Below are 13,292 nucleotides of genomic sequence, written 5' to 3'. Positions count from 1 at the left end.
CACCTGTCAAACCCGGCCCATGGCCGGGTTTGGTCGTTTATGGCGTCGTGAAACTCTGGAAATTCCCGACCAGCCCCAGCACTATTGCGCTTTGAGCTGTAGCCATCAGGACGTTCGCATGTCAGACGATATTCACTTCTATGAACCCGCCAAAGGCCACGGCCTGCCCCACGATCCGTTCAACGCCATCGTCGGCCCGCGGCCCATCGGCTGGATCTCTTCGCAAAGCGCCGAAGGCCAGCTGAATCTGGCGCCTTACAGCTTCTTCACCGCCTTCAATTACGTCCCGCCGATCATTGGTTTCAGCAGCATTGGCCGCAAGGACAGCCTGAACAATATCGAGCAGACCGGTGAGTTCGTCTGGAACCTGGCCACCCGCTCCCTGGCCGATGCCATGAACCAGAGCTGCGCACCGGTGGCGGCCAATATCAATGAGTTTGAGTTGGCCGGTCTGACGCCGATGGCCTCGAAAGTAGTAGCCGTGCCGCGCGTACTGGAAACCCCGGTGTCGTTTGAATGCAAGGTCACCCAGATCATTCAGCTGCAACGTGCTGACAAAGAAGTCGTGCCAACCTGGTTGATCCTGGGGGAAGTGGTGGCGGTGCATATCGCCAAGGCGTTGCTCAAGGACGGTATCTACGACACGGCTGCGGCCGAGCCGATCCTGCGTGGCGGTGGCCCGGCGGATTACTTCCAGCTGGGGCCGGAATCGCTGTTCAGGATGTTCCGGCCCAAGGCCTGATTCTGAATCGATGCAATATTGTGGGACCGGCTTCAGCCGGGAAGGCGGTATTTCAGACACAGAGATGGGGTGGCTGTACTGACGCTTTCCCGGCTAAAGCCGGTCCCACTATGCGTGATCAATTACTGGCAGGAAACACCAACTGCCCATCGGCATCCACACCGATCAGCCGTGCCAATTCCTGATTTGCGGCCTGGTCGGCCTCAAGTGCGGTCTTGAATTTCTGCCCGGCCAATACTTTGTGAAAGGTCGGTGAACCGGCGAAGTGAAGGGGTTTTACAGCGATTGCGGCGTCATAGCCTTCTGGGCTCGGAACCATTGCGGAAACGGCTTCAAACTCGTCGAACTCTCTGCGTGCCATGGGTCATTGATCCTGCTGGGCATTGAAAGCCCGGGATTCTACCACTCAGGCCACGCACAGCTGCTCCATCGCGGTATCACCTGCTGCGGCGAAGGTGTGGAAGTCCAGACTGCGCACGATCATTTCATGCACCAGCGCGGAAAACACCTGCAATTCCAGCGAGGCAAACCAGGCATTCATCGCCTGTTCGCTGCTCCAGGAACCGGAGATCGACCATAAGTCCGCATCCTGCATGGATTGCTGCAAGGCAAAGCGCAGGCAACCCGGGGCGCTGAGGGACGGCTTGATCAAGGTCTGTAAACGCTGGCCCAACTCGCTGCTGCGACCGGCCATGGAACGGACAAAGACGAGATGACTGACAGGGGTGAATAAAGCCATGATCTGCGCTCCTTGGTAAGCCGCGTAAGAAATGTCGCGATGCGGCTACGGGAACAGAGATTAAGGCCTGAGGGAATATGGCGTTAGCCAGTTCCTGCGAGGTTCTTGCCTAATCCTGCGCGTGGTTGCACGGTCACGATTCACGATAACGCCTGTATTGGCGCGGATAGGTATAGGTTGATTGTTGGTTCCTGCCGGATGACCGCACTGCCGACAGGATCAGGCAAGGATTCGACAGAATCGGCCTAACACTTGCCGCCCGCCTCGAATAACCTTCATGGCATCGCTCAGCAGCAGAGGTACTCACGGCATGTCGCAACTGGACGGAGCACAGCAACAGTCACGCGAACAGTTCTGTTCCGATATCGAGCGACAGCGTGCCGAGCTGGCGGCGCTGATCGACCGCTATGCACCGCGCAACGGTTCCTACCAGAGCGTGATCGCCCCGCTGTTTCTGGTGCGCTATAACGAGCCCGTGCATTCGTTCCCGTCCCTGACCCGGCCGGCCTTGTGCATCCTGGCCCAAGGCAGCAAGGAAGTGCAGCTTGCCGACGAGTCCTACACTTACGATCCGCTGAATTACCTGGTGGTGTCGGTGGAAATGCCTGTGCGTGGCAAGATCGTCAACGCCAGTGAAGAGCGCCCCAACCTGGCCCTGCGCCTGGATATCGACCCGGCGGAAATAAATGCCCTGATCGCCGAAGCCGGCCCGATGAGCGTACCGATGCGCCCACGGCCCAGTGAGCGCGGCCTGTACACCGACAAGATCGACACGCAACTGCTGGATGCGGTGTTACGCCTGGTGCGCCTGCTCGATACACCGAAAGACATTCCCATGCTGGCCCCGCTGATCCGCCGCGAAATTCTCTATCGCCTGATGCGTGGGAAACAGGGATATCGGCTGTATGAAAGTGCGATCAGTAACTGCCAGACCCATCGTGTCACCCAGGCGATCAAGTGGCTGAACAGCAACTATGAACAGCCCCTGCGCATCGACGATATGGCCCGGGAAGTGAACCTGAGCGTGTCCACCCTGCACCACCGCTTCAAGGCGGTTACCGGCATCAGCCCGTTACAGTATCAGAAACAGCTGCGCCTGCAGGAAGCCCGGCGGCTGATGCTCAACGATGGGCTGGAAGCGGCAGCGGCGGGTTACCGGGTCGGCTATGAAAGCCCGTCCCAGTTCAGCCGCGAGTACAGCCGGTTGTTTGGCGCGCCGCCGTTGCGGGATCTGGCGCGGTTGCGTCAACAAGTCTGAACCGAAGTTTGTTGCTGGCTTTTGTGGGACCGGCTTTAGCCGGGAATAGGCCGGTGAAGTCGATAGATTCATGTCGTCAGAACCATTGCCTTCCCGGCTGAAGCCGGCCCCACATTTAGCGCTCCTGACAGCCTCAGGCGCCCAACACCCGACACGCCTCGGCCGGCAAGGTAATCGACACCGGATGCCCGACGCCCAGGCCAAAGCCCTGGCTCGGTGTAGTCAGGGAGATCAGCGAAACGCCGCCGCACTCCACCGTGGTTTCAACGGTCGCGCCGATATCGCGAATAAACGTCACGGTGCCTGCCAGGCGATTGCCCTCTGGTGCCTGATGCGGCGACAGCTGCACGTCCTCGGGGCGCACCAGCATCTTGATCGCCGCCCCCGCCACCAACGGTCCGCTGCCTGGCACCTCCAGGGTCCCGCCACCGGGCAAGCCGACCTGACCATTGCCAAGGGCGACCGCCGCAAAGATATTGCCCGAGCCAATAAAGTCAGCGACGAATTCGTTGGCCGGGTTGCGATAGATCTCGATGGGCGTGCCCACCTGCTGCACCCGATGCTCACCCAACACGACGACGATATCAGCCATGGTCATGGCTTCACGCTGGTCGTGGGTGACGAGGATGGTGGTGATGTTCAGACGCTGTTGCAGCTGACGAATTTCCACCTGCATCGACTCACGCAACTTGGCATCCAGGGCCGACAACGGCTCATCGAGCAACAGCAGTTTCGGGTGTGCAGCAATGGCCCGGGCAATCGCCACGCGCTGGCGCTGGCCGCCTGACAGCTTGGCCACCGGCCGGTCGAGCATCTGTTGCAACTGGATCAGTTCCAGCAGCTCAACGACACGGTCCTGTTGCCCGGCCTTACTCACGCCGCGCAGTTTGAGAGGGTAGGCAATGTTCTCGCCTACGGTCATGTGCGGGAACAGCGCCAGGGACTGAAACACCATGCCGAAATTGCGCTCATGGGCCGGGGTGTGGCTGACGTCCTCGCCATCGAGCAGAATCTCGCCGCTGCTCAGGCTTTCCAGCCCGGCGATCATGCGCAGCAAGGTGGTCTTGCCGCAGCCCGACGGGCCAAGAAAGCACACCAGTTTGCCGGCCGGCAGGTGCAGGTTGACGTCTGTCACCGCACAAGCCGAGCCGTAGTATTTTTCGACGTTTTGCAGAATCAAGCCTGTCATCTTGCACCCCGGATCAGAAAGAAACCCCGCCCTCGCCCACCAGTTTTTCCAGCGCCCAGATCAGTGCGAAATCGATCAGCACGATCAGTACGGCAAAGGAAAAAACAGTAGGGTCGAGGGAGGACACCGTGCGGCTGTACATCCAGATCGGCACAGTCATCACATCGATGTTGTAAAGGAAGTAGGTCACGGTGAATTCGTTGAACGAGACGATAAAGGCCAGCAGCATCCCGGCCAGAATCCCCGACTTCATCAACGGCACCACCACATCGACAATCGCCCGTGTCGGCGAGGCGCCGAGCATTTGCGCGGCCTCTTCGACTTCGCTGCCGATGGAAACCATGGCCGCCGTGCAGTTCTTCACCACGAAGGGCAACGCCAGAATCACATGGGCGATCACCAGACGCGATACGTCCATATGGAACGGCAGGCTGTCAAAGACCAGCAGCAGCGCCAGGCCCAGCACGACCATGGGAAAGACGAGTGGCAGCGACATGAGTTGCAGCGCCACCGCCTTGCCGCGGAACTCGCAACGGGTCAAGGCATAAGACGCCGGCACCGCCACCAGAGTGGCGAGAATCATGGTAAGACAGGACACCCACAGGCTGGTGCCCAGGGCCTTGCAGAGGCTGAGTACGTCGCTGGAATCCGGCGAAACAAAGGTGTGCCAGGCCGCCTGATACCACTTGAGGCTGTAGCTGGCTGGCGGGAAGTCGAGGTTGGATGCGCCGCTGAAGGACATGACGATCATGGTCAGGATCGGCATCACCGCCAGCAGCAGAATGAGCCAGGACAGGGTCGAGGCAAAGCGTCCGGTTTCGCCGGGCAGGAGCATGCGGGTTTTCATAAGGCCACCTCTGGCTGACAGGGTTCCCACAGGTTCGGCAGGTATCTGAGGATTTTTCATTGCGAAGCCTCCAACCGCCGCCGACGACGCCCGGTGAACAATTCCGACAAGCTCATGATCAACAAAGTCGTGATGATCAGCACCACCCCCGCCGCCGACGCCGCCGGCCAGTTCATCAGCGGGGCGATCTGGTCATGCACCATCACCGCCAGCATCGGCACGCGACGCCCGCCCAGCAGCAAGGGCACGACAAAGCTGCTGGCGTTGTAGGCAAATACCAGGGTCGCGCCGGTGATAATGCCCGGCAGGCTCATGGGCAGGATCACCTGCCGGAACACCTGGAAACGACTGGCACCCAGGGTCGCGGCGGCCTCTTCGTAGCTGCGCGACACGCCGCGCATTGCGCTGGCAATGGGCAGCACGGCAAGGGGGAACGCGGTCTGCACCAGTCCCATCAGCACGCCGTTTTCGTTGTAGAGCATCATCACCGGCCGGGTAATCAGGCCCAGGCCCTTGAGTGCCTGATTGAGCATGCCGGCAGGTCCCAGGATCACCAGCCAGCCGTAGCTTTGCAGCAGCAGGTTGACCAGCAGTGGCAGCAGCACGGCAGCGAGGAAAATCCTGCGCAGTAATGGCGATTGCAGACGTGCCATGGTGTAGCCCACCGGGATCGCCAGGACCACGGCAATCACCGCACTGATCAGCGCCAGACGCAGCGTCAGCAGCAGCGATTTCAAATAATAGGGTTCCAGCAACTGGGCATAACTGGCCAGGCTGAAACCGCTCCATTCCGCGCCCTTGGTGCCGACACTCATGCGCAACACCAACAGGCTGGCCGTGATCAGCACGGCGAGAAACAACATCGACGGCGTCAGGAACAGCCAGGCCCGCAGGGTCAGGGATGAGCGCTTCGGGGAGGATGTAGTCATAGGTCATCTCAACACAGAAGCCCGTGGGCACGACCGCTTCAACGGTCACACCCACGGGTGATTACGGGATCATCAGGAAGAGAAAATCTCGGTGTAACGGCGAATCCACTGCTCATGCACCGTCGCCAGGAAGGCGTTGTCGTGCATGATCGCCTTGTCGGCAATCTGCTCGGGCGTGAGGATGTACGGGCTCTTGCGCGCTTCGGCAGAAATGATCGCCTTGGCGTTGACCGGGCCGTTGTAGATGTCTTCGGCCATCTTGCCCTGCACCAGCGGGTCCAGGGAGTGATTGAGGAAGGCGTAGGCCAGGTCGGTGTCGCCGGGGCGATGCTTGGGCATGACCGACTGCATCAGGTCGGTGTAGAAGCCTTCTTTCATGCCGAAGGTCGCACCCAGGCCGTAAGCCGGGTCGCGGATCTGGTTGGGGAAGAACGCCGGCGCATACAGGCCGCCCATATCCAGAGAGCCGGTGCGGAACAACTCGGCAATCTGATTGGGGTTTTCGCCCAGGGTCACCACACGGTCCTTCAGCTCGGCCAGCTTCTTGAAGCCCGGCTCGATATTGTGCTCGTCACCACCGGCCAGTTTCGCGGCGATGATGATCAGGTCCATGGCCTCGGTCCAGTTCGGTGGCGGCAGGAAGATATTCGGCGCCATGTCCTTGTCCCACAGCGCGGCGTAGCTGGTCGGCGCTTCTTTGACCGTGCGCGTGCTGTAGATCAGGCTGTTGCACCAGAGCAGGTAACCGATGCCGTGGCCGTTGGCGCCGGTGCGGTATTTCTCCGGGACATCGATGATATTGGGGATGCGGTTCAGGTCCGGCTTTTCCAGCAGCCCGGCAGCCGCCAGGCCCTCGGCGCCGACACCGGCCAGGGTGATGATGTCGTACTGCGGACGGTCGCCACCGGCCTTGAGCTTGGCGACCATTTCCGAGGTGCTGCCGGTGCGGTCGGCAATGACCTTGGCGCCGGTCTTGGCTTCGAAGGTCGCGGCGATATTGCGTAATGCAGCCAAGCCCGTGTCATCGGACCAGGTCAGCAGGCGCAGGGTCTTGCCCTGGAATTGGGTGTCGCTGGCGTTGGCCCGGATAAAGGGCATCGACATCGTTGCGGCCGCCACCGAAGCGACGCCCACTGACTTGATGAACTGCCTTCTGTTCAGATCATGCTGGCCCATTCAGGACTCCATGTTTTTGCTGCTGCATGTTGAGGGCATCGCCTCTGCGATGGCGCGGTCGTGTGGCCGCCAGCCCGGTAATCCGGGAACAGCGCGTTGGCGGCGGGGTCATCCTGCGATGACGGGCCACCCTCAACAATCGAAAAAAAGTCATTGAAGCCATGTGCCGCATGCATGCCTTCGGACGAGGCACGCAAGGACCATTTTCGGTCAGTCAGACCGAGCGAATGACGTGCTTGAGTTCCTGGAAAGCCGCCAGCCCCCAAGGCCCCAACTCACGTCCGAGACTGCTCTGTTTGTAGCCGCCCCACGCCGCCTGGGGGAAGATCACTTGAGGCGCGTTGATCCACACCAGTCCTGCCTGCAAGGCATTGGCGACCCGCTCGGTGGCCTCGGCATCGCGCCCGACCACACTGGCCACCAGGCCGAATTCACTGTCGTTGGCCAGGGCAATTGCCTCGCTCTCGTCAATGAAACGGCGCACGCATAACACCGGGCCGAAAATCTCCTCCCGCCACAGCGCACTATCGAGGGGCACATCGGTGAAGACCGCAGGCCGTAAAAAATAACCGACCGTGCGTTCAACAGGCCGCTCGCCACCACACAGCAGGCGCGCACCGGCCTTTTTCCCGGCATCGATATGGGCCATGACACGCAGGTATTGCGCCTGGCTCGCCAGGGGACCCATCTCGGTGCCGTCCTCCAGCGGATTACCGACCCTCACTGTCTCGGCCTTTTGCGTCAGGCGCTGGAGGAACTCATCGAACAGAGGATCGGCAACCAACACCCGACTGGTCGCCGAACACATCTGCCCGGCATTGAAAAAGCCGCCGCCACTGGCCAGGTCCACAGCCAGGTCGAGATCGACGTCCTCAAGCACGATCAGCGCGGATTTGCCGCCCAGTTCCAGGCTCACGCCCTTCACCGTTTCCGCTGCCCGCTGCATGACCTGCACGCCCACGGCATTGCTGCCGGTGAAAGAAATCTTCGCCAGCCCAGGATGCCCGGACACCGCGGCACCGACCGCACTCCCCGTGCCGCAGACCAGATTGAACACGCCCTTGGGCAGACCGCTTTCGGCAATGATTGCCGCCAGTTCCAGCTCCGGCAGCGGCGTGACTTCCGAAGGCTTGAGTACCACGCAGCAACCCGCGGCCAGGGCCGGTGCCAGTTTCCAGGCCGTGGTGACCATGGGGAAATTCCACGGCACGATCAAGCCAACCACGCCGCAGGGTTCACGGCGGATACGCGCGGCAAAATCATCACTGGGCAAGACCAGCGCCTGGTCTTGTTGGCCGTCCAACGCTTCAGCGAGACCGGCGTAATACTCGAAGGTGGCGATCACATCATCGACATCGATGGCTGCTTCGCTGAGCGGTTTACCGCTGTTGCTCGATTGCAGCTGCATCAGGCGCTCACGGCGCTCGGCTACGCCAAGAGCAATGGCGCGCAGGACTTTGGCCCGTTGCGCGCCGCTGGTTTGTGCCCACTCGGCAAACGCACTGCGCGCGGCCTGCACCGCCTTGTCCACCGCTTCGGCATCGCCGCTGGCCACCTGGGCCAGGCAGATTTCTGTGGCCGGATTGATCGCGCTGAGCAGTTCGTCCCCCGACTGCCAATGCCCGTCGATATACAGGCCCGGCAGGATTTGCGGCATCAATGCCGCACCACTCAACATGCTGCAGCCTCGCGCCAGGACGCCATCCAGTTGTGCTGGTCGATCTCGATCAGGGTCGGACCCTGATGTTCATTGGCGGCCAACAGTGCGGCCTTGAGTGATTCGGCAGAGTTCGCGGTAGCTGTGGCGCAGCCGAAGGACTTGGCAATACCGATAAAGTCCGGGGTGTAGATATCCACGCCCACGGGTTCGATGGCGCGGTTGACCATGTATTTCTTGATCTCTTCGTAGCCCTGGTTATTCCACAGCAGGACGATGACCGGCGTGCGCGCTTCCACGGCGCTGGCCAGTTCCGGCAGGGTAAATTGCAGGCCGCCATCGCCAATCAGGCAGGCCACCGGCTTGCGTTGACCGGCATCCACCGCACCGAGCCAGGCCCCGATAGCGGCAGGCAGGGCATAACCCAGGGTGCCGTAGCCGGTGGATGAGTTGAACCAGCGCCGTGGTTGGTCGAGGTTCAGGGTCAGGTTGCCTGAGTACACCGGCTGAGTTGAATCGCCGACCAGCACCACCTCCGGCAGCACGTCGAGGACTGTTTGCAGGAAAGCGGTCTGGCCAAGCATCGGCTCGTCCCAGGACGCTTCATTGATCGCCCGCAGGCTGGCGGCGCGTTTATGGCCCCAGTCATCGCGTCGCGGCGCCAGGCTCTGCCCGGCCAGCGCTGCCAGCAGCGCCTCGGCGGCGAGAGTCGAATCGGAGACCAGGGCGACTTTCGGCGGGTAATTGCGCACGGTCTGATCGGGGTCGATATCGATGCGCAGCAGGGTGCCGGGAATCTCGAAGCCACCGGCAAAAGTGATGTCGTAGTCGGTTTCCGCCAGCTCAGTGCCAATGGCCAGGACCACATCGGCGTCCGCCACCAATGCCCGGGTCGGCACCAGGGATTGAGTGGAGCCGATCAGCAGCGGATGGCGCGACGCCAGCATGCCCTTGGCGTTGATGGTCAGGGCCACCGGCGCATCCAGTTGTTCGGCCAGCCGGGTCAACGCCGGGGCAGCATCGATGGCGCCGCCACCGGCAAGGATCAGCGGACGCTGGGCAGTGGCCAGCAGGCGGGCCATCTGCGCAATGGCGGCCGGCGCGGCACCGGCAGGCGAAATACTGACCGGCTGGCTGTCGAGCAAGGCGTCGGCGTTTTCCACCAGAACGTCCAGCGGAATTTCGATATGCACCGGGCGCGGCCGCCCGGCCTGGAACACGGCAAAAGCCCGGGCCAGCACGGCGGGCAGCTCGGCAGCGGACATCAGCGTGTGGGAAAACGCCGCAACCCCGGCCACCAAGGCGCCCTGGGAAGGCAGCTCATGCAACTTGCCGCGCCCGCCGCCCAGTTGGCTGCGCGATTGCACGCTGGAAATCACCAGCATCGGGATCGAGTCGGCATAGGCCTGGCCCATGGCGGTGGTGATGTTGGTCATGCCAGGGCCGGTAATGATGAAACATACCCCCGGCTTGCCACGGGTACGGGCATAGCCGTCGGCCATGAAACCGGCGCCCTGCTCATGGCGCGGAGTAACGTGGTTGATCGTCGAGCTGGCCAGGCCGCGATACAGCTCCACGGTATGCACGCCGGGAATGCCGAATACCTGCTCGACGCCATAGCCTTCCAGTAACTTGACCAGCACTTCACCGCACGTTGCCATTTTGCAAATCCTTGATCGATTCCGTATGGGCTAATTGGACAGTGCCCACATATCTGTGACAACGTAAAAAATGTCATGCTTAGGCATGTCCTCCATGCATGCCTGATGACTGACCCGATGAAACGCCTGCCCCCGCTACCCGCCCTGCACACGTTCCTGATCACTGCCCAGTGCTGCAATTTCACGCGGGCGGCAGAGCTGTTGCATATCACTCAGGGTGCGGTGAGCCGGCAGATTTCCGGGCTGGAGAGCCATCTGGGCTACCCACTGTTCCAGCGCCAGGCCCGGGGCTTGAGCCTGACGGCGCAGGGTCGGGAACTGTTTCCACGGATCCAGCAGGTGTTCGCTCTGATCGATGAGGCGGTGGAACAGGTCGGGGTCAAGCGCGATGCCCTGCAACTCAAGGCCCCCACCTGCATGATGCGCTGGCTGCTACCCCGCTTGTTGCAATGGCAGAAAGAACGCCCGGATGTGCCGGTGGAGCTGACGACCACCGTGCAGCACGCGGTGGATTTTCGCCGCGAGCAGTTCGACGCCGCCGTGGTCTACGGCGCGCCGCCGGACGACACCATGGAAGTGCACCATATCTTCGACGAGCTGCTGACACCGGTCTGCTCGCAACAATTGCTCGACGGCCCGGTGCCGATCCAGGACCTCAGCGATCTGGAACAGCACATGCTGCTGCATCCGACCCGGGACCAGCGTGACTGGGAGCAGTGGCTCAAGGTCGCGGGCACCACCCTGAGCAATATCAGCAAGGGCCAGCATTTCGACACCCTCGACCTGGCCATGTCGGTCGCCTCCCAGGGCACGGGCGTCGCTATTGGCGACTGGTCACTGATCGGCGAAGACCTGGGCGCCGGGCGCCTGGTTATGCCATTCGAACTCAAGGTGCGTACCGGCGCGGCCTATTACTTCGTCTTCCCATCACGGCCCGATGCCTCGCCGCCGTTGCGCGAGCTGATTGACTGGTTGTTGGTGCAGGCCAGGGAGCGGGTGGTTGGCTGAAGGCAGTACACAAACAGGGTGGGACCGGCTTTAGCCGGGAAGGCCTTGGTGAAGAAAGTTGGAATGTGCGGATACACCGGCCCTTTTCCGGCTAAAGCCGGTCCCACAAAGAGCCCGCCTCTCGTATCCATGTGGCATGACCGATCGTCTGCTTCTTTCCTACACCTGCGCAAATCCTGTCCTACAATTTCCTTAGGTCGTTTCTCAAGCTGGATCGAGGAAAACGTCATGAGGATAACAACAAGAAAATGCTTGGCCGTCATCGCTGCAACTGCCGTCCTGGCCATTTACGGCGCCGGTGCCTACCGGATTGAAATGGCGCGCCAGAGCCCGCATCTGGCCAGTTGCAATTTCGGGCATTGTTACCCGACCTCAGCAACCTTCGCCGCCCTGCGATGACGTAAAAAAACCGGATTTCGCGGTGCCAAGGCAGCTACCGATTAGCCTGCTATCGGATTAGACTGGCATGACTTCTCCCGCCCTTTTGCGGGTCATTGTCTGCCGAGTCCTGCCTTGACCAACCTCAATCAGACCACGCCTTCCATCCGCAGCGTTCTGTTCGCGTTGATGATGGCGGTGTTTCTCAGCGCCCTCGATCAAACCATCGTTGCCGTGTCGATACCGGCCATTTCCGCGCAGTTCAGGGATTTTGACCTCCTGGCCTGGGTGATTTCCGCCTATATGGTTGCCCTGACCGTGGCCGTGCCGATCTACGGCAAGCTTGGCGATCTGTACGGGCGGCGCAAGATCATGTTGTTCGGCCTGGGCCTGTTTACCCTGGCCTCGCTGTTCTGCGGCATGGCGCAAAGCATGGAACAACTGGTGCTGGCGCGGGTGCTACAGGGAATCGGCGCGGGCGGCATGGTGTCGATCAGCCAGGCGATTATCGGCGACATCGTGCCGCCTCGCGAGCGTGGCCGCTATCAGGGCTACTTCAGCGGCATGTACGCCCTGGCCAGTGTCGCCGGGCCAGTGCTGGGCGGAGTCATGACCGAGTATGTATCCTGGCGCTGGGTATTTCTGATCAACCTGCCGCTGGGCCTGCTCGCCTGGATCACTGCCCAGCGCACACTGCGCGGCCTGCCGGTGCCCAATCGCAAGCCAGTGATCGACTACGTCGGAACACTCTTGATGATCGTCGGCCTGACCGCCCTGCTGCTGGGCATCACCGAAATCGGCCAGGGCCATGACTGGCGTGATCGTCAGGTCCTGGCGCAATTGGGCGTGGCGCTGCTGGCGCTGATCGTCTTCGTGGCGTTTGAACGGCGTACCCGCGAACCGCTGCTGCCCATGCACCTGTTCGCCAATCGCAGCGCGGTGTTGTGCTGGTGCACGGTGTTCTTCACCAGTTTCCAGGCCATTTCCCTGATCGTGCTGGTGCCGCTGCGCTTCCAGACCGTAACTGGCGGTGGCGCTGACAGCGCGGCCATTCACCTGCTGCCGCTGGCCCTGGGCATGCCCATGGGCGCCTTCATGGGCGGGCGGCGTACATCGCTGACCGGACGCTATCAGCCAATCATCCTCACCGGCGCCCTGCTGATGCCCCTGGCCATCCTCGGCATGGCTTTTACCCCACCGGAATCGGCCCTGCTGACCGGGCTTTTCATGCTGCTGACGGGCATCGCCTGCGGCTTGCAGTTCCCGACTTCATTGGTCGGTACACAGAACTCCGTGGCGATACAGGACATGGGCGTCGGCACCAGCACCACCAATCTGTTCCGCTCCCTGGGCGGCGCCGTGGGCGTGGCCTGCATGTCGGCGATTCTGCTGGCGATGCTGCAAGGCACCGACCTGGCTCACCTGACCGGTGCAGGCGTGGGTGTCGAGGGCAGTTCGGGGAATGTACTGATGGACAGCCTCAATGCCGCCAGCGGTCCGGCATTGCTGCATCTGCGTGAGGAACTGGGCGTGACATTTCGCCAGTTGTTCATGATCAACGCCGGCATTGCCCTGATCGGGCTGGCGGCGGCGCTGGCAATGCCGAATAACCTGCTGCGCGGAAGAGGCCATAAGGAATAGCGCTTGTAGGACCGGCTTTAGCCGGGAGAGCGCTCTCGCGGCTAAAGCCGCTCCTACAGCGGCTGAT

The 13,292-nt window shown here is 61.6% G+C and carries 12 protein-coding genes; 4 read left to right on the top strand and 8 right to left on the bottom strand.

Annotated elements, in window-relative coordinates; translation table 11 throughout:
• Nucleotides 1-118 precede the first annotated feature (118 nt).
• Nucleotides 119-742 (top strand): flavin reductase family protein, encoded by a 624-nt coding sequence (locus AC1Z24_RS05635; protein ID WP_483744866.1) that lies wholly within the window; start codon nucleotides 119-121, stop codon nucleotides 740-742.
• A gap of 118 nt (nucleotides 743-860) precedes the next feature.
• Here the strand turns inward: AC1Z24_RS05635 and AC1Z24_RS05630 are convergent, their stop codons facing one another.
• The gene (locus tag AC1Z24_RS05630) at nucleotides 861-1,103 is read right to left on the bottom strand and encodes a hypothetical protein (RefSeq protein WP_483744865.1); all 243 of its coding nucleotides are present in this window, start codon (nucleotides 1,101-1,103) and stop codon (nucleotides 861-863) included.
• 45 nt (nucleotides 1,104-1,148) lie between these two features.
• Entirely contained in the window at nucleotides 1,149-1,481 is a 333-nt protein-coding gene (locus AC1Z24_RS05625) for an antibiotic biosynthesis monooxygenase family protein (protein ID WP_483744864.1), read from the bottom strand.
• Between the two features lie 310 nt (nucleotides 1,482-1,791).
• Here AC1Z24_RS05625 and AC1Z24_RS05620 point away from each other — a divergent pair, with 310 nt between their 5' ends.
• Entirely contained in the window at nucleotides 1,792-2,739 is a 948-nt protein-coding gene (locus AC1Z24_RS05620; protein WP_483744863.1) for an AraC family transcriptional regulator, read from the top strand.
• Between the two features lie 133 nt (nucleotides 2,740-2,872).
• On the opposite strand, the gene AC1Z24_RS05615 is transcribed toward AC1Z24_RS05620, so the two are convergent.
• The 6 genes from AC1Z24_RS05615 to AC1Z24_RS05590 all read right to left on the bottom strand — a co-directional run bounded on the left by AC1Z24_RS05615 (nucleotide 2,873) and on the right by AC1Z24_RS05590 (nucleotide 10,198).
• A complete protein-coding gene (locus AC1Z24_RS05615) occupies nucleotides 2,873-3,928 on the bottom strand; it encodes an ABC transporter ATP-binding protein (protein ID WP_483744862.1) in 1,056 nt (351 codons plus the stop codon).
• Nucleotides 3,929-3,941: 13 nt separating this feature from the next.
• Complete coding sequence (locus tag AC1Z24_RS05610) at nucleotides 3,942-4,775, bottom strand: ABC transporter permease (RefSeq protein WP_483744861.1); 834 nt, start codon at nucleotides 4,773-4,775, stop codon at nucleotides 3,942-3,944.
• Between the two features lie 56 nt (nucleotides 4,776-4,831).
• Entirely contained in the window at nucleotides 4,832-5,704 is an 873-nt protein-coding gene (locus AC1Z24_RS05605) for an ABC transporter permease (RefSeq protein WP_483744860.1), read from the bottom strand.
• Nucleotides 5,705-5,776: 72 nt separating this feature from the next.
• On the bottom strand, nucleotides 5,777-6,880 hold the full coding sequence (locus AC1Z24_RS05600) for an ABC transporter substrate-binding protein (RefSeq protein WP_483744859.1): 1,104 nt from the start codon (nucleotides 6,878-6,880) through the stop codon (nucleotides 5,777-5,779).
• A gap of 214 nt (nucleotides 6,881-7,094) precedes the next feature.
• Nucleotides 7,095-8,558, bottom strand: coding sequence for an aldehyde dehydrogenase family protein (locus AC1Z24_RS05595; protein ID WP_483744858.1), 1,464 nt, complete (start codon nucleotides 8,556-8,558; stop codon nucleotides 7,095-7,097).
• The gene (locus tag AC1Z24_RS05590) at nucleotides 8,552-10,198 is read right to left on the bottom strand and encodes a 5-guanidino-2-oxopentanoate decarboxylase (RefSeq protein WP_483744857.1); all 1,647 of its coding nucleotides are present in this window, start codon (nucleotides 10,196-10,198) and stop codon (nucleotides 8,552-8,554) included. Before AC1Z24_RS05590 ends, AC1Z24_RS05595 begins: the two co-directional genes overlap by 7 nt.
• A 117-nt stretch (nucleotides 10,199-10,315) precedes the next feature.
• Between AC1Z24_RS05590 and AC1Z24_RS05585 the strand changes: the two genes are divergently transcribed.
• Both AC1Z24_RS05585 and AC1Z24_RS05580 read left to right on the top strand, forming a co-directional pair.
• Nucleotides 10,316-11,206: a LysR substrate-binding domain-containing protein gene (locus AC1Z24_RS05585; RefSeq protein ID WP_483744856.1), complete on the top strand. Its 891-nt coding sequence runs from the start codon at nucleotides 10,316-10,318 to the stop codon at nucleotides 11,204-11,206.
• A 513-nt stretch (nucleotides 11,207-11,719) separates the two neighbouring features.
• Nucleotides 11,720-13,225 carry an MDR family MFS transporter gene (locus AC1Z24_RS05580; protein ID WP_483744855.1) on the top strand — a complete coding sequence of 502 codons (1,506 nt, stop codon included), beginning with the start codon at nucleotides 11,720-11,722 and terminating at the stop codon, nucleotides 13,223-13,225.
• The last annotated feature ends 67 nt before the right edge of the window (nucleotides 13,226-13,292 follow it).

Source organism: Pseudomonas sp. JL23 (assembly GCF_056933585.1).
Note: the sequence above shows the minus strand (reverse complement) of the source record. Positions and strands in the feature narration are given on the sequence as shown.